Genomic DNA, 16765 nt, shown 5'->3' with positions numbered 1-16765 from the left:
CGCACAGCCGGCCCGCGCCGTCGATCGGCTGACGGGTGCCGCACCGAACGGGGAGTCCTCGGCACCGTCGCACGCACAGTGCGAGATCGCCCTGGTCAGCGGGCTTGCATGGACGTGTCAGGCGAGATCGCACCCGGAAGGGGTGGCACGTATGAACGCAGTCCTGCGGCATCACGCGAGGAGGGCCGCCGTCGTCGGATCCGTCCTGGCGGTCATCGGCGGTGCTCTCCCCGGTGCCCGCCCGGCGGCGGCCGTTGCCGACCCGCCGGGCACGGTCCTGTCCACGGCGGCGGCCACCCTGCCACCGGAGCTGACCGCGCTGGCCACCGGCAAGCGCGTCTCGTACGTCAGCACGAGTGTCACCGGCGCGAGCATCACCACCACCGGGCTCGTACTCAGCCCCAAGCGCAAGAAGGCCAACAAGACCGTGGTGTGGGGGCACGGCACCACCGGGCTGGCCGACCAGTGCGCGCCCTCCGAGAACCAGGGGGTCTTCTGGCCGGAGGCCCGAGCGGCCGTCGCCGAGCTGCTCACCCGGGGCTGGACCGTCGCCGCCCCCGACTATCCGGGCCTGGGTACGCCGCAAGCACACCCGTACCTGATCGGTGGCAGCGCGGCCCGCTCGATGATCGACAGCGTCAGGGCCGCCCGGCACCTGGACACCAACCTCGGCACCGAGTACGTCCTCGACGGCCACTCCCAGGGCGGCCAGGGCGCACTGTTCGCCGGGGAACTGGCACCGGGCTACGACGGCGACCTCACGTTGCGCGGCGTCGCGGCCATCGCCCCGGTCTCCAACGTCGACGTGCTGGCCCCGCTGATCCCCGGCACGCCCGGCCAGGGTTACCTGGTGATGGCCCTGTACGGCCTGGCCGCGGTCCAGCCGTCGTTCGACCCGCTCACCGTGCTGGCCCCGCCGGCCCGGCAACGCGTGGCCGTGCTCGAATCCGGCTGCCTGTACGAGATCCTGGCCCAGTACCAGTCGCTGAAGGCCGGTCAGCTGCTCCTCGGCGGCGCCCTGCCGCCGGCGGTGGTGGACCAGCTGGCCCGCTACGACAATCCGGCCCAGGTGGCGCCGAGCGCGCCGATCCTGCTCGTGCAGGGCTCGGCCGACGAGGCGGTGCCGGCCTTCATCACCGACGCGCTGGAGGACCAGCTGGACGACTACCCGCAGCCGGTCCACCTCGTCACGCTCGAGAACGAGAACCACGACGGCGCGGTGTTCGCCTCGACGACCCTGGTCGCGGACTGGATCGCCGCCCGCTTCGCCGCCTGACATCCACGGACCGGGAGCCCCCGGCCGCCGCCCGCCGCCACATGACAGGATGCGCGGCGGGCGGCCGCTGGGTGCGGTCCGACGGACGGACGGTGAAGGGCGATGCTGCACGCCGGTCTCAGGCTCGGTGACCGCTACCGGCTCGACGCGCGGATCGGCGCCGGCGGCATGGGCGAGGTCTGGCGGGCGGTCGACGAGGTGCTCGGCCGGGTCGTCGCGGTCAAGGCCATGCTGCCCGGGGTCGCCGACCAGCCCGACTTCGCCAAGCGGTTCCTCGTCGAGGCCAAGGCCATGGCCAGCGTCAACCATCCCGCGGTGGCGTCGATCCACGACTACGGGCGCGGCGCCGGGATCACGTACCTGGTCATGGAGTTCATCGACGGCGAGTCCCTGTCGCAACTGCTGGCCCGCCGGGGGCGGCTGGACCCGGTGACGACGATGCGGCTCGTCGCGCAGGCCGCCGACGGCCTTGAGGCGGTGCACGAGCGCGGCATCGTGCACCGCGACATCAAACCCGCCAACCTTCTCGTACGCCGTAACGGCGCCCTGCTCATCACGGACTTCGGAATCTCCCGCACCGAGGACGGCACCAAGCTCACCGCCTCCGGCGCGGTCCTCGGCACACCGACGTACCTGTCACCCGAACAGGTGCTCGGGCGCCCGGCCACCGGCCGCAGCGACATCTACTCGCTGGGGCTGGCCGCATACGAGTGCCTTGCCGGACGGCGCCCGTTCGAGGGCGACAACCCGTACGCGGTGGCGCTGCAGCGGCTGCAGGCCGCGCCCCGCGCGCTCGGCGGTGACATCCCCGCCCCGGTGCTGGCCGTGGTCGAGCGGGCGCTGGCCACCGACCCGGCCGACCGCTGGCCGTCGGCGGCCGCGATGGCCGACGCCGCCCGGGCCGCAGCCGGTCCCGCTCGTGCCCCGGCCGATCCTGGCCGTGCCCCGGACGGTCCTGCTCGGGCTGCGGTCGGTCCCGGCCCGGCTTCGGGCGACCCTTTCCAGACCTCAAGCGGCGCGGCCTGGGCTGCGGTCGGTCCCGGCCCGGCCTCGGGCGACCCTTTCCAGGCCGCGGCCGATCCTTTACGGGCCCCGGCCGACCCGGCCTGGGCCGCACCCGGTTCCGCGCCGGCCCTGGCTGGTTCCGCGCCGGCCCTGGCTGGTTCCGCGCCGGCCCCGGCCGGTTCCGCCCCGGCCGGCTCCGCCCCGGCCGCGGTCGGTCCCGGCCGGGCGCCGCTGCCGTCCACGTCTCGCTCCCGGCGCTGGGCGGTGCTGGCCGCGGCACTGGTTGTCCTGGTCCTGGCCGGAGTCATAGGGCTGTGGCAGACGCTGCGGCCGGACCCGGACGGCGGGCCGGCCGCGGGCGCCGGCACCCCGGCCCCGGGCGCCGACACCCCGGCCGCAGCCGCGCCCGGCGCCGTGCGGCCGGCCGGCTTCGTCACCTGCGGCCCGCTGCTCTGTCCGCAAGAGCCGCTGTGCTGGGCCGGGGTGACCGCCATCAACGGCCGGGCGTCGTCGCCGCGGGATCTCGCCTGCGCCGGGGACCACACCTGGGAGACCTTCGCGGCCACCGCCCTGCCCGCCGACGTCAGCCGGAGCCACGAGGACGAACTGCTCCTGCGCAAGGACATCGCGGCCGCCTGCTCGGCGCGGGTCATGGCCGACCGCAGCCGGGACCGCGCCGCGACCGGCGGCTGGGAGCGTGAGGCCTGGCCGATCGAGGTACCCGGTACCGATGAGCGGCTGGTGCACTGCCTGGCCCGTCCCGCACAGGGCGAGCCCACCGGCTCGGCGTTCACCTCATCCTGAGGGCAGACCGCGCCGGACCGCCGCGACCACCCGTTCGGCCTGCTCGGGCGTCAGCTCCGACGACATCGGCAGGGCCAGCGCCTCGGCGTGCAGCGCGTCGGTGACCGGCAGGGTCTCGCCCGCACCGAGCGGCCCCCGGTGCACCGCCGCGAAGTACGGCTTGGTTCCCACCCCCAGCGCGTCGAGGCGCCGCTGCAACCCGTCGCGGTCGGCCACCCGGGCCACCCAGTGCACGTAGCTGTGCCGGTTGCCGTCGCGCACCTGCTGTGTCTCCAGTGGCAGGCCGGTATAGACCGCTGCGACCTCGGTGCGCCACCGGACCAGGTCGCCGAGCACCGGCAGCTGATCCAGCGCCACCACCGCGTGCAGCTCGTTCATCAGCTCCGAGCGGGTCCAGCCCGCCGGGTCGGCCTGCACCCGCTCGGCCGCCTCGGCCGGCAGGACCAGGGCGCCGCCCGCGCCGCCGGCCGACAGGACCTTGGCGAAACTCATCGAGTACGCGTGCGCGTCCGCCTGCTGTGCCACCGGCCGGCCCTGGTGCAGGCTGCCCAGCGCCGCCGCCGAGTCGGCCAGCAGCGCCACCCCGGCCGGCCGGCAGACCGCGCGCAGCCCCGGGTAGTCGCACGGGTTGCCGAAGGTGTCGACCGCCATGACCAGCCGCACGTCACCCGGTCGCAGTGCCTCGGCCACCGCGGCCGGTGACAGCGTCCAGGTCGCCGGGTCGACGTCGGCGAACCGCAGCCGGTAGCCCAGCTGCACCAGGATCTCGGCGGTCGCCGGGAACGTGTACGACGGCAGCACCGCGACGTCCCCCGGCCCCGCACGGCCCACCGTCGCCGCCACCATGATCCGCAGCGCGGCGGTCCCGGACGCGGTGAGCAGCACCCGCCGGTCGTCGTCGAGGTCGAGCTCCTTGCCGAGGCGTTCGGTGAGCTCCCGCGTCCACCGGTTGCCGTGCTTCACCTCGCCGCTGACCAGGCACTGCTGCTGGCGGGCGACGACGAGCTCCGGACGGACCGGCCGCGGCGGCACCACGACCGGCAGCGGCGGGCGGAACAGCGGCTCCCGGTCGTCGCTGATCTGCTCGATGAGCCGGGCCAGGTGCGGGCGCAGCGAACCGATCCGGTAGCCGGCGGCGGCGAGCCGGTTGGTGACCACCAACCCCGAACTGTCCGGCAGGCGGCGTGGCTGCTCGCGTACGGGGGAGGCGGAGCCGCACAGCGTACGGATCTCGGTGGCCAGGGCGTGCAGCGACACCGGCGGCCCGCCGACGTTGAACACGCCGGGCCCGATGCCACCGACGAGGATCCGGCCCAGCTCCGCCGGCGGCAGGAAGCTGCGTACGGTCCCGGCGGTGACGGGCAGCGGCAGCCCGGCCCGCGCCCGCCGGACCAGCCGGGTGGCGACCCGGTCCTGACCGGCACCGAACGCGTTGGCCAGCCGCAACACGGTCAGCCGGTCGCTCCGGACGGCCCCGGCGACGAGCCGCTCCTGGGCGAGCTTGGCCATCGCGTACGTCCACCGCCCGGCCGGATCCGCGTCGGCCATCCGGCGGGCGAGCGGCGCGGCCCGCCACGGGGGACAGGCGGCCCGGGCCAGATCACGGGCGTCGGCGCACCACGCGTCGATCTCCGCGGCCGGCCACGGCAGCACCGGTGTGGTGTCCTCGGTCAGCGGGCCGTCGGCTGACCCGTACACCTCGACCGAGGACGTCAGAACGACCCTTCGCCCGGCCAGAGCGGGCAGCAGCCGGGCCGTGCTGATCGCATTGTGCAGCGGCAGTGTCCACGGTCGGCGTGGCCGCGGATCGCTGGCCCCGAGCAGCAGCACGACCACGCCCGGCGGCAGCTCGGGCAGCTCGTCGGTGAGCAGGTCGGCGCTGATCCAGCCGAGCCCGGCCGCCGCGGTGGCCTCCGGCGGCGCCACCCGGTCCACGCTGGTGACCGCGGCCCCGGCGGCCAGCAGTGCGGCGGCGACCTCGGTGCCGAGGAAGCCCGAACCCCCGACCAGCACGAAGCTGTTCATGCAACCTCCACAAAGGAGGTCAGTATCACCGAGCCCCGACCGCCGCGGTGTCCGCTCGCCGACAGGCGGTCAGCCGTCCGTCGCGCAGGTCGTAGCGGGCGTGCACCCGGTCCAGCCCCTCGGTCCGGTGGGTCAGCAGCAGCACCGTGCGCCCGTCGGTGGCGGTGAGCAGATCCGCCATCAGCGCGGCCGCGCCGGCCTCGTCCAGCCCCTCGGTGGGCTCGTCCAGGATCAGCAGGTCCGGTTCGGCGAGCAGGGCCCGGGCGGTCGCCAGCCGGCGGCGCTGACCGCCGGAGATCGTCCCGCCGCCGGTGCCGAGCCAGGTGTCGAGCCCCTGCGGCAGACCGGCCAGCCAGCCGTCGAGCCGCACCCGGCCCAGGGCGGCGTGCAGTTCCACGTCGGTGGCGTCCGGGCGGGCCAGCCGCAGGTTCTCCCGGACCGTGGAGGCGAAGACATGGTCGGCCTCGTCACCGACCAGCGCGCTGCGGCCCACCCCGGTGACCGTGCCCGCGCGCGGGTCCAGCAGCCGGGCCAGCACGGCGGCGAGGGTGGACTTGCCGCCGCCGGAGGGCCCGAGCACCGCGGTGCGGGAGCCGGCCGGCAGCTTCAGGTCGATGCCGATCAGGGCGGGCGGCCGGGCCGGATCCCAGCCGGCCACCAGGCCACGGATCGTGATGTCCCCGGCGACACCGGCGGCACCGGCGGCGCCCGCGGCACCGCGAGCAGCGGCGAGTTCGGGATCAGCCGACGGTGGCTGCGCGGCGATCTCCGCGAGCCGGGCGCGTGCACCGGCCGCGCGGCGCCGGGCGACAGCAGCGTCGGGCAGCGCAGCGACCGGCTCGCCGAGCGCCACGACCGCCAGCAGCAGCACCGCGGCCCACTCGTCGGACAGCCCACTACCGGCGGCCACCACCGCGGTCCCGGTCACCGCGACTCCCCAGCCGAGCAGGCCCAGCGCGGCGGCGGCACCGGCCGAGCGGGCCGCCCGCGCTTCGAGCCGCGCCAGCACCCGGCTGCGCCGATCCGGTACGGCCAGAGCCTCCCCGCCCCGGTTCCCCACGGCGAGCTCCTCGACGCCGTCGACGGTCTCCACCACGGCGTCCCGCAGCTCGGCCCGCGCCTGACCGGTGGCGGCGTCGAGCCGGTTCGCCTGCCGCGCGGTCAGCGCCGGGGCGGCCAGCCCGCTGATCAGCAGTCCCGCCGCGAGCGGAAGCGCGACCGCGGGCAGCACCGCCACAGCGGTGACCGTCACCAGCGCCAGGGTCAGAGCCGCCGCGAGGGCGGGCAGGCGCCCCCGCAGCAGCCCGTCGACGCGGGCGTCCACGTCGTCACCGACCCGGGTGAGCAGGTCACCGCGGCGGCGCAGCCGGGGGCCGGGCACCCGGGGGATGAGGTCGGCGAAGACCCGCGCCCGCCATTCGCCGAGCCGGGCGAAGGCCACGTCGTGCGAGACCAGCCGCTCGACGTAGCGCAGCAGCGGCCGGGCGACGGCGCTGCCCCGGACGAGCACGACGGCGGTCGACAGGGTGAGCACCGGCGGCAGCGTCGCGGCGCGGACGAGCAGCCAGGTGGCCGCCCCGGTCAGCACGATGCCGGCCAGCCAGGAGGCCGCCCCGAAGCCGACGGCCGTGCCGGGGCGCCGTACAAGCCACCCGGCAGCTCGCCCCACCAACGACCCACCGGCCGCGCGGGCGGGAACAACACCCGGCGCAGCCGTGAGTACGGCGCCCGGCGCGGCCGTTGAAGCGGGAACGACAGCCGGCGGCCCGATCTCGCCGGCCTGCCGCCGGGCAGCCGTGACCCCCTCCAGCCGGTCCAGGTCCTCGGGCATGCCGGGTGACGGCGTTGCCGAGGCGGAGTCCGGCTCTGTCGGGCCGGGCGGCGGCCAAGCGGTGAAGCCGGACGCCGACGGAACGGCGTGATGCGGGCCGCCACGGCCGATCGGCCCTGAGGCCGCCGTGACGTCAGGCAGCGGGGGAGTGACGTCGACGATCCGGTCGGCCGCGCCCAGCAGCCCGGGCCGGTGCGCGACCACCAGCACCGCACACCCCTGGTCCGCCGCCGCCCGCAGCCGCTCGATCACCAGCCGTTCGGCTTCCGCGTCGAGGTGCGCGGTCGGTTCGTCGAGCAGCAGCACCGCCGGCGCGCGTCCGGCCGCCCGCAGCAGAGCCGCCAGCGCCAGTCGCTGCCGCTGGCCGGCCGACACCCCGGCTCCGTGCTCGCCCAGTACCGTCGCCGGTCCGACCTCGCCGTCCAGGCCCACCGTGCGCAGTGCGTCGCGCACCGCGTCCGGACTGCACCCCGGGAACACGTCGGCGACCGTGCGGACGTGCGGCAGGGTCGGCCGCTGGGGCAGGTACAGCAGGCTGGGACCGCTCAGCTCGACCCGTCCCGTGACCGCTGGTTGCAGCCCGGCCAGCACCCGCAGTGCCGTGGTCTTACCGGCACCGGACGGTCCGCGCAGGGCGACCAGTTCCCCCTCGCGGACGGCCAGCGCGTCCAGGCCGAGCGCGTCCACGGTGGATCCGGGGTGCCGCACCCGCAGCCGGGCGGCGTACACGGCCGGGCGTTCGCCGCCGGCGCCGAAGCGTCCGTCGCGGTCCGCGGCCAGCACCGCGCCGGTCGGCAGGAAGGCCGGATCGGCGTCGGAGGGGGCCAGGATCTCGTCGACGTCCGCGATGACCGCCGACGCGTCGGCGCTCGCGTGGTAGCGGGCCGCCATCTCGCGCAGCGGACGGTACACCTCGGGCGCGAGCAGGATGACCAGCAGCGCCGGGCCCAGCGTCAGGTCGCCGGCGGCCACCCGGAGCCCGGCCTCGACGGCGATCAGCCCCACGGACAGCGTGGCGACCAGGTCCAGCGCCGTCGAGGACAGGAACGCCACCCGCAGCACCCGCAGGGTCGCCGTGCGGTGCCGGTCGGTCATGTCGCGGACCACGGTGGTCTGGCGGTCGGCGCGGCCGTACAACCGCAGGGTGGCCAGCCCGCGCACGACGTCGAGGAAGTGGCCCGCCAGCCGGGCGTCGGCCGCCCAGGCCCGCTCGGCCCGCTCGCGGGTCGCCCAGCCGATCAGCGCGCCCAGCACCGGGATCAGGGGCAGCGTGACCACGGCGATCAGCGCCGACGTCAGGTCGGTGACGGCCATCGCGACGATGACCAGCGGCGGCAGCGCCACGCCCAGGACCAGCGCGGGCAGGTAGCCGGAGAACCACGGCCGCAGCGAGTCCAGGCCGCTGCCCAGTACGGCGGTGAGCCGGTTGCCGCCGAAGCGGGCCACCCAGGCGGGACCGTGGTCCAGGGCCGCCGCGAGCGCCGAGCGGCGCAGTTCGTCGGTGACCGCGGCCGCCGTACGCTGGGCCACCACCTGCTCCGCCCAGGTCAGCGCGGCCCGCAGCACGAAGGCCGCGGCCAGCAGGGCCAGCGCGTCGTGGCCGGTGACGATCCGGGCCAGGGCGACGGCGACGGCGACCGTCGCGGCCGCCTGGCCGGCGCCGAGCAGGGCCGAGATCCCGATTCCGGTACGGCTGGAGCGCGCGTGCCGCAGCAACCGGGGGTCGAGGGGTCCACGGCTCATGACGGCACCCGCTCGCTGGCCACCCGGCGCCGGAACACCCAGTACGAGAAGGCCTGATAGACCAGTACGCCGGGGAGCACCACCACGCCGACGACGCTGATCAGCCGCAGCGCCGAGTCGGTGGCCGCCGCGCCGGTCATGGTCAGCGACCAGGCCGGGTCCAGCGTGCTGCGCAGCACGACGTCGCCGTGCACGGTGAAGACGGTGACGACGGCGCCGGCGATGCTCAGCGCCGTACCGCCGAAGGCCAGGGCTTCCCGGCCGTTGCGGGCCAGCATGGCGATGCCCAGGCAGAGCGCGGCCGCGGCCAGCGCCGGCCGCGACTCGGTGGCGAAGCCGATCGCGGCCAGCCCGGCGGTGCCGCCGGTGGCCAGCGTGACGCCGAGCCGGCGGGCCCGCCGGTGCACCGGGCCGGTGGTGCGCAGAGTCAGGAACATCGCACCGATCAGCAGGGCGGCGAACAGGGCCGCGCCCGCCCCGGCCAGGGCCGGCCAGCTGAGCAGGGCGCCGGTGCTGCGGCTCAGGCCCGTACCGGTGACCTGGCCGTCCGGGCCGAGGGCCAGGCCGTGGGTGAGCACGCCCAGCACGGCTCCCCAGAGCAGCACGATGCCGGCCGAGGCGGCCGCCAGGGCCGCGTCGCAGCGGCGGCGCCAGCGTGGCCCGTCGCCCTTGCCGCGGAACTCCAGCGCCACCCCGCGGACGGCGAGCAGCAGCAACAGCGCCACCATCGGCAGGTAGAGGCCGGAGAGCAGGGCGGCGTACCAGTCGGGGAAGGCCGCGAAGGTCACGCCGATCGCGGCGACCAGCCAGACCTCGTTGCCGTCCCAGAACGGGCCGACGGTGCGGACGACGGCTCCCCGCTCGTGGTCGTCGCGGCCGACGACCGGGGAGAGCAGGCCGACGCCGAAGTCGAAGCCCTCCAGGACGAAGAACAGCACCCAGCAGAGCACGACCAGCGCGAACCAGAGTGTGATCATGGTGATTCCTCAGTAGACCGGGACGGGTTCGCGCTCGGGGGCCTGCTCGCCGGCGGTTGCGGCGGGCGCGGCGGCTTCGAGCGGTTGCCGGGACAGGTGGCGGACCAGCCGCAGCCAGACGACGGCGAGGATGCCGTAGACGACGGCGAAGCCGATCAGGGAGACGAGCACCTCGCCGCGGGTCAGGCCGGGGGAGATGCCGTCGGCGACCCGGGAGATGCCGAACGCGAGCCAGGGCTGGCGGGCGGTCTCGGTGAAGATCCAGCCGAACGTGTTGGCCGCGGCGGGCAGGATCGGGATCAGCGGCAGGAAGCGGATCAGCAGCCGGTGGGCCTGCCGGTCGCGCCGGGTGCTCCACAGGTAGTACGCCGCGACCGCCGCCGCCAGCATGCCGATGCCGATCATCAGCCGGAACGTCCAGAACGCCACCGGGATCATCGGGATGTAGCTGCCCGGGCCGAACTGGGCGGCGTACTGGGCCTGCAGGTCGTCGATGCCCTGCACGGTCGCGCCGGGGTCGCCCTTGGCCAGGATGGACAGCAGGCGGGGGATCTCGAGGCTGAAGAACGGCTCGCCGCCGTCCGGGCCGCCGACCGCGAAGACCGAGAAGGGTGCGCCGGTGGTGGTCGCGTACAGGGCCTCGGCGGCGGCCATCTTCATCGGCTGGACCTCGGTGATGACCTTGCCGAGGTGGTCGCCGGTCAGGGCGGTGAGGGCGCCCCCGGTGAGCGTCAGCCAGGCGCCGAGCCGGGCCAGCGTACGGAATGCCGCCTCACCCCCGGCCCGCAGCCGCCACACGCCGATGGCCAGCAGCAGCGACCCGCCGGCCATCACCGCCCCGGCCAGCGTGTGCGGGAACGCGGCCAGGTTGACCTTGTTGAGCAGCAGCGCGCCGAAGTCGTCGAGGTGCGCCCGCCCGGTCACCGGGTCCAGCGAGTACGCGACCGGGTTCTGCATGAACGAGTTGGCGGCCAGGATGATGAACGCGGACATCACGGTGCCGGCCGCGACGATGACGATGGTGGCGGCGTGCAGCTTGCGCGGCAGCCGGTCCCAGCCGAAGTACCAGAGCGCGAGGAACGTCGCCTCCAGGAAGAAGGCGAGCATGCCCTCGATCGCGAGCGTCGGGCCGAACACGTCGCCGTAGAAGCGGGCGAAGTTGCTCCAGCCCATCCCGAACTGGAACTCCTGCACCAGCCCGGTGACCACGCCGACCGCGAAGGTGACGATGAGCAGCTTGCCGACCAGCTTGGTGAGCTGCCGGTAGCGCTCCTGGCCGGTGCGCAGCCAGGCGAGCTGCAGGCCGGCGGCGGTTCCGGCCAGGCTGATCGACAGCGGCACGAAGAAGTAGTGGTAGATCGTCACGACCGCGAACTGCAGCCGGGTCAGCTCGAGCACGTCCATGGATGGCCCCCTCTACGACGTTCCGTAGTAGATACTACGCCTCGTAGTACGACGCTGTGCAGTAGAGTGGTTCACATGGCTTTGGGAGACCTCGAACGTGAGGTCATGACGCAGTTGTGGAACGCCGGCGAGCCGCTGACCGTGCGCCAGGTGCACGAACGGCTGAGCCGCGACCGCGAGCTGGCGTACACGACCGTGATGACCGTGCTGGACCGGCTGGCCAAGAAGGGTGTCGTCACCCAGCAGCGCGCCGACCGGGCGTACCGCTACGCCCCCGCGCAGTCGCGCGAGGAGATGACCGCCGCCCTGATGCTCGACGCCCTCAGCGCGGCTCCCGACGGCGTCCGCGACGCGGCCCTGGCGCACTTCGTCGGCCGGATCGACCCGTCGGCCCTGACCGCCGCCATCGAGGCGGCACGGAAGGACCCGGGCGCTCGGCCGTGACCGCCTTGCTGCTCGGCGCTCTGGGGCTGACCCTGTCGCTGGTCGTGCCGGGCATCCTGGCCGGCGCGCGCTGGCCTGACCGCGCGCCCGCCGCCGCCGTCGCGCTCTGGCAGAGCATCACCCTCACCGGGGTGCTCTGCGCGCTGGGCGTGGTGCTGGCCGGACCTCAGGAGTTGGTCAGTGAGCTGGGTTCGGACCGGCCGGTGGGTGCGGCCGCGCTGATCTTCGCGCTGGTGATCGCCGCGGTGATCATCGTGCGGCTGCTGGTGTCGCTCGTCCGGGTGAGCATCCGGTCGCGGGCCCGCCGGTCCCGGCACCGGCTGCTGGTCGACCTGTTGGACAGTGCCGAGCGCCACGGCGAGCTGCCGGCTGAGGTGCCCGCCGGGCTGCGGGTGCTGGACGGGCCGCTGCCTTTCGCGTACTGCCTGCCGGGGCGCTCGCCGCGGGTGGTGCTCAGTGACGGCGCGCTGCGGGTGCTCGACGCCGAGCAGGTGGCCGCGGTGATCGCGCACGAGCAGACCCATCTGCGGCACCGGCACGACGTGGTCATGGAGTCGTTCACCGCGTTCTACCGGGCGGTGCCGCGGCCGTTGCGCAGCCGGGCGCCGCTCGACGCCGTACACCTGCTGCTCGAGATGGTCGCCGACGACGCCGCCCGGCGGCGCTGCGGCGCGGCGCCGCTGCGCACGGCCCTGGCGCTGCTCAGCGACGCGGTCAGCCCGGACGCGCCGGCGGAGCTCGGCAGCGCGGCGGCAGAGCGCCGGCGCCGGCTCGACCGGCTGAATGTGAGTGATCCGCGCCCGGTCACCGTGACCTTGAGCCTGGCCGCGGCCACCGGCGCGGTCGGCCTGCTGGTATTACCCACAGTGATTCTGGTGTTGCCCTGGCTGGACCGGGCGCTCTCGGCCTGGCCCCTGTGACGGCCATTCACTCACGCTGCGTCGACCAATGTTCGGCGCAGTGTGTCCTGATACCGCCGGGTTCAATTCGCCGTTGATCGGGAGTACGGTAGTGCCCGGCTCGGCAGTCCCCCCTCGTCCCAATCCGGGCGAACTGACGGGCCACCGCCTAATCGTCGCGAGACGAACCGGGGACCCAAGAATTCTGGGGTCAAGCCACCAGCAGCACGGTGGCCGGGCGCGCTTCCCGCCCGCACCCGTCAGCTAACCCGGTCGGCGGCCGAGGGAAGAAAGGACACTGCACCTACGTGAAACGGATTGAGGCGCGCAGCGCCGCAATTCTGCGCAGCATCGCCTGCGCCGTCGTCGCGGTCGGGATTCTTCTCACTCCCGGGGTGGCGAATGCGACACCGTCCCCGTCGAGCATCGAAAAGCAGATCGACGAGCAGTGGAACAAGCTGGAACCGGTCATCGAGCAGTACAACAACGTGCACAACCAGCTGCTCAAGAACCAGGCCCAGCTCCGGAAGATCGACAAACGGCTCGCACCGCTGGAGCTGGAGGTCGACCTGGCCATGTCGCAGGTGGGCAACATGGCGGGAAAGGCCTACATGCAGGGCTCGCCCAGCGCCATGAAGGCCATGGTCGTCAGTGGCTCGCCGACCTCTCTGACCGAGAAACTCACGTTCCTCGACCAGATCAGCCGGCACCAGCGTGAGTCGGTCTCGGGCGCCGCGAAGCTCCGCGACCAGCTCGCGGGCGACAAGCGCGACCTGGACACCCTGACCAAAGCCGTGGCGGCGCGCGACAAGGCGCTGGCCCAGCAGAAGAAGGACATCCAGAAGAAGGTCGACGAGCTGCAGAAATTGCGGATCAGGGCGTACGGCGCGAGCGGCGGCTCCGACGGTGCGTTCAAGACCGGCCCGTGCCCGGTCGACTACACCGACGACAAGGGCGGCCGGGCGGCGCAGAAGGCGTGCGACCTCATCGGCAAGCCGTACGTCTTCGGTGCGGAAGGGCCGGGCGGCTACGACTGCTCCGGCCTGACCAAGGTGGCCTGGGCGGTGGTCGGGGTGCACCTGGAGCACTTCACCGGTGACCAGATCGGAGCGGGCCGGGCGGTCAGCCGCAGTCAGCTGCAGCCGGGCGACCTGATCTTCTACGGCAGTCCGGTCCATCATGTCGGCATCTATGTCGGCGGCAACACGATGGTGCACGCACCGCACACGGGTGACCACGTCCGCATGGCGTCGATCGATCGCAGCGGGGCCATCACCGGCATCCGCCGCCCGACCGGCTGACGCCGGCACCGAGCACGACGGAAAAGCCGCCACTTTTCGTGGCGGCTTTTTCCTTGGGACCGCTCCGCAGCGCCGTCCTCCGGTTGAGCAGGTCGGTGACTCGTCGCCGTCCGCGCTAGGCTGCCCGGATGCGGTGGCCGGCGAGGAATACATCGACTTCGTCAGAAGCCGCCGAGGTCCCCTCCGAGCGACATGACCCGTAATCCGCCGAGCGGTACGTCGTCTCCGTCTGGGCGTTGACCCAGCCCCGCGGGTGGTAGACCACCACCGCCGTGTCGCCCGCCTCCTGGTGGTCGGCGGTCAGGGTGGTCCCGTCCGGGCAGCGCAGCCGCTCAACGGACTCGACCTCGCAGGTCGCAGTGCGGCCGGCCACCGCGAGGACCGCCCCGGATCCGCCGGCGACGGCCGTGGAAAGCGCGACCACCGTGACGACGACACACTCGAGGATGCGCCAGAGTCAGGCGCGGCGCCTGCGGCTCTCGGCGTTGACGACGGACCGCGTGGTGGCTGCCATGGCTCCGACGGCAACGGTGGGCTCCAATGTGTTCGATCATGATGGCTGGGAGACTGGGTGACATGTTTCCCGCTGCCTTCGTCCGCAACGTCACCGGCAACTGGGGCGACGACGGCCGGCGCTGGCTCACGCAGCTGCCCGCCCTCGTCGAGGACGTCGCCCGGGAGTGGGGGCTGACGGTCGGTGCGCCGTACCCGTTGAGTTTCAACTATGTCGCGCCGGCGCGACGGCCCGACGGGTCGCCGGCCGTGCTCAAGCTCGGCCTGCCCGCCGCCGGTCACGTCGCGACGGAGGCAGACACGCTCGGCTTCTTCGGTGGCCGGGGCGCGGTCGCCGTGCTGGCCCGCGACGACGACCGGGGCGCGCTGATGCTGGAGCGGGCCGAGCCCGGCGGCACGCTGCGGGCCTTGGTCCGCGAGCACGACGAGCAGGCCACGGCCGTGCTCGTCGACATGATGCGGCGCCTGCACCGGCCGGCGCCAGAAGGGCTGGTGCTGGAGGAGCTGTCGTCGCGGGTGGCGGCGTTCGACGCGCATCTGGCCCGGTATGCCGGCGACCACCCGTTCCCCCGGCGCCTGGTCGAGCAGGCCCGCGAGCTTCTGGTCGAGCTGTGCGCCTCCGCCTCGCAGCGGGTGGTCCTGCACGGGGACCTGCACCACGAGAACGTGCTGGCCGCGACCCGGGAGCCGTGGCTGGCGATCGACCCGCACGGCGTGCTCGGCGATCCCGGCTACGAGGTCGGGGCGGCGCTCTACAACCCGTTCGACGGCGACGAGCCGGTGCTGGAGCTGCTGCCGGCCCGGGTGGAGCAGTTCGCCGACGGTCTCGGCCTGCCCGTCGACCGGGTGGTCGCCTGGGGATTCGTGCAGGCGGTGCTCTCCGAGGTGTGGGACGCCGACGGCGGTGACCCGACGCCCGGTCAGGCGCTGCGGGTGGCGTTCAAGCTGGCGCCGCGCCTTTCCTGAGCAGGCTCAGCAGTCGCACCAGCTCGGCGCGCTCGGCGGTGGTCAGAGGCGCGAGCAGCTCGTCCTGGATGGCCTCGGCCCGGGCCGCCAGCTCCTGGGCGCGTTCGCGGCCGCGGCCGGTGATCGTCACGACGTTGCGGCGCTTGTCGGCCGGGTCCGGGCTGCGCTCGACGTAGCCGTCCGCGGTCAGCTCGTTGAGCACCGCCACCATGTCGCTGAGGTGGATGCCGGTGCGCCGGCCCAGCTCGGCCTGGCTGTCCGGGCCGCCGAGCAGGGTCTCCAGCAGCCGGTAGTGGTAGCCGCGGGCGCCGATCTCGGCGAAACGATCGGTGACCAGGCGGCCGGCGTGGGCGGCGGTCTGGGTCAGCAGCCAGCTGGGGAGGTGCTCCATGTGTCGACTCTACCATTTGCTCGACTAACGTTAGTGTGACTAACGTTAGTCGCATGAACGATATCGCGCCGTACCGGATCGACGTCCCGCAGGCCGACCTCGACGACCTGGCCGACCGCCTCGACCGCACCCGCTGGCCCGACGAGCTGCCCGGCGCGGGCTGGGACTACGGCATCCCGCTGGCCCGCGTACGCGAACTCGCCGAGCTCTGGCGCCACGGCTACGACTGGCGGCGCCACGAGGCCGAGCTGAACGAGTTCCCGCAGTTCCGCACCGAGATCGACGGCCAGCGCGTCCACTTCCTGCACGTCCGCTCGGCCGACCCGGACGCGTTGCCGCTGCTGCTCCTGCACGGCTGGCCCGGCTCGGTGCTGGAGTTCCAGGCCCTGACCGGTCTGCTCTCCGACGACTTCCACCTGGTGGTGCCGTCACTGCCCGGCTTCGGCTTCTCCGGGCCGACCGGGGAACGGGGCTGGGACCTGCACCGCATCGCCCGGGCCCTGGCCGAGCTGATGACCCGGCTCGGCTACCCGCGGTTCGGCGCGCACGGGGGTGACTGGGGCTCCGGCGTCGCCCGCGCTCTCGGCGCCGCTGTCCCCGAACGGGTCGTCGGCGTACACGTCAACTACCTGCCCACGCCCGGCCCGGCGACGGGCCTGACCGGCGCGGACCGCGACCGGGCCGAGCGGACCGCGGCGTTCGCCGCGAACCGACCCGGCTACCAGGTGCTGCAGGCGACCCGGCCGCAGACCATCTCGTACGCGCTGACCGACTCGCCCGTCGGCCAGCTCGCCTGGATCGCCGAGAAGTTCACCGAGTGGGTCGACCCGTCCTCCACCATCAGCGACGACGTCCTGCTCACCGACGTGTCGATCTACTGGTTCACCCGGACGGCGGGCTCGTCGGCCCGGCTTGCCAAGGAGAGCGGCTACGGCACACCCTGCCCGGCGCCGATGGGTGTGGCCGTCCTGCCGCACGACATCGTGCTGAGCGTGCGCCCGCTGGCCGAGCGCCTCTTCGACATCCGGCACTGGACGGAGCTGCCGCGCGGCGGCCACTTCGCGGCGCTGGAGGTGCCGGTCGAGCTGGCCGCCGACATCCGCGCCTTCTTCCGCGGCTTGGTGATCTCGCCCGCACTGTAGTGCGGGTCCCGCGTCGCGGCGCCCGGCACGGGGAAGAGTGGAGG

The 16765-nt window shown here is 74.1% G+C and carries 13 protein-coding genes and 1 riboswitch; of the genes, 7 read left to right on the top strand and 6 right to left on the bottom strand.

Annotated features, from left to right (window positions below):
- The first annotated feature begins 151 nt into the window (after positions 1 to 151).
- Both AB0C12_RS02665 and AB0C12_RS02660 read left to right on the top strand, forming a co-directional pair.
- Entirely contained in the window at positions 152 to 1276 is a 1125-nt protein-coding gene (locus tag AB0C12_RS02665) for an alpha/beta fold hydrolase (RefSeq protein WP_360543392.1), read from the top strand.
- A gap of 102 nt (positions 1277 to 1378) precedes the next feature.
- A complete protein-coding gene (locus AB0C12_RS02660) occupies positions 1379 to 3085 on the top strand; it encodes a protein kinase (RefSeq protein ID WP_360543390.1) in 1707 nt (568 codons plus the stop codon).
- On the opposite strand, the gene AB0C12_RS02655 is transcribed toward AB0C12_RS02660, so the two are convergent.
- The 4 genes from AB0C12_RS02655 to AB0C12_RS02640 are packed head-to-tail and all read right to left on the bottom strand — an operon-like array spanning position 3077 to position 11065.
- Positions 3077 to 5110, bottom strand: coding sequence for an aminotransferase class I/II-fold pyridoxal phosphate-dependent enzyme (locus tag AB0C12_RS02655; protein WP_360543388.1), 2034 nt, complete (start codon positions 5108 to 5110; stop codon positions 3077 to 3079). The genes AB0C12_RS02660 and AB0C12_RS02655 overlap by 9 nt on opposite strands.
- A 25-nt stretch (positions 5111 to 5135) precedes the next feature.
- A complete protein-coding gene (gene cydC / locus AB0C12_RS02650) occupies positions 5136 to 8684 on the bottom strand; it encodes a thiol reductant ABC exporter subunit CydC (protein ID WP_360543386.1) in 3549 nt (1182 codons plus the stop codon).
- On the bottom strand, positions 8681 to 9661 hold the full coding sequence (gene cydB, locus AB0C12_RS02645) for a cytochrome d ubiquinol oxidase subunit II (protein WP_360543384.1): 981 nt from the start codon (positions 9659 to 9661) through the stop codon (positions 8681 to 8683). The genes cydC and cydB overlap by 4 nt, the downstream gene beginning before the upstream one ends.
- A gap of 9 nt (positions 9662 to 9670) precedes the next feature.
- Complete coding sequence (locus AB0C12_RS02640) at positions 9671 to 11065, bottom strand: cytochrome ubiquinol oxidase subunit I (RefSeq protein ID WP_360543382.1); 1395 nt, start codon at positions 11063 to 11065, stop codon at positions 9671 to 9673.
- A gap of 75 nt (positions 11066 to 11140) precedes the next feature.
- Here AB0C12_RS02640 and AB0C12_RS02635 point away from each other — a divergent pair, with 75 nt between their 5' ends.
- From AB0C12_RS02635 to AB0C12_RS02625, 3 genes are all read left to right on the top strand, one after another.
- A complete protein-coding gene (locus tag AB0C12_RS02635) occupies positions 11141 to 11509 on the top strand; it encodes a BlaI/MecI/CopY family transcriptional regulator (RefSeq protein ID WP_360543380.1) in 369 nt (122 codons plus the stop codon).
- The gene (locus tag AB0C12_RS02630) at positions 11506 to 12429 is read left to right on the top strand and encodes a M56 family metallopeptidase (protein ID WP_360543378.1); all 924 of its coding nucleotides are present in this window, start codon (positions 11506 to 11508) and stop codon (positions 12427 to 12429) included. Before AB0C12_RS02635 ends, AB0C12_RS02630 begins: the two co-directional genes overlap by 4 nt.
- Before the next feature lie 135 nt (positions 12430 to 12564).
- A riboswitch (cyclic di-AMP (ydaO/yuaA leader) is annotated at positions 12565 to 12702 on the top strand.
- A 14-nt stretch (positions 12703 to 12716) separates the two neighbouring features.
- Entirely contained in the window at positions 12717 to 13709 is a 993-nt protein-coding gene (locus AB0C12_RS02625) for an NlpC/P60 family protein (protein ID WP_360543376.1), read from the top strand.
- Between the two features lie 115 nt (positions 13710 to 13824).
- On the opposite strand, the gene AB0C12_RS02620 is transcribed toward AB0C12_RS02625, so the two are convergent.
- Entirely contained in the window at positions 13825 to 14133 is a 309-nt protein-coding gene (locus tag AB0C12_RS02620) for a hypothetical protein (protein WP_360543374.1), read from the bottom strand.
- Positions 14134 to 14285: 152 nt separating this feature from the next.
- Here AB0C12_RS02620 and AB0C12_RS02615 point away from each other — a divergent pair, with 152 nt between their 5' ends.
- Positions 14286 to 15188 (top strand): aminoglycoside phosphotransferase family protein, encoded by a 903-nt coding sequence (locus AB0C12_RS02615; RefSeq protein ID WP_360543372.1) that lies wholly within the window; start codon positions 14286 to 14288, stop codon positions 15186 to 15188.
- On the opposite strand, the gene AB0C12_RS02610 is transcribed toward AB0C12_RS02615, so the two are convergent.
- The gene (locus AB0C12_RS02610) at positions 15163 to 15579 is read right to left on the bottom strand and encodes a MarR family transcriptional regulator (RefSeq protein ID WP_360543370.1); all 417 of its coding nucleotides are present in this window, start codon (positions 15577 to 15579) and stop codon (positions 15163 to 15165) included. The genes AB0C12_RS02615 and AB0C12_RS02610 overlap by 26 nt on opposite strands.
- 53 nt (positions 15580 to 15632) lie before the next feature.
- On the opposite strand from AB0C12_RS02610, the gene AB0C12_RS02605 reads away from it, so the two are divergent.
- Positions 15633 to 16721 (top strand): epoxide hydrolase family protein, encoded by a 1089-nt coding sequence (locus AB0C12_RS02605; RefSeq protein ID WP_360543368.1) that lies wholly within the window; start codon positions 15633 to 15635, stop codon positions 16719 to 16721.
- Positions 16722 to 16765 lie beyond the last annotated feature (44 nt).

It is taken from the genome of Actinoplanes sp. NPDC048967, from assembly GCF_040649415.1.
Classification (GTDB): Bacteria; Actinomycetota; Actinomycetes; order Mycobacteriales; family Micromonosporaceae; genus Actinoplanes.
Note: the sequence above shows the minus strand (reverse complement) of the source record. Positions and strands in the feature narration are given on the sequence as shown.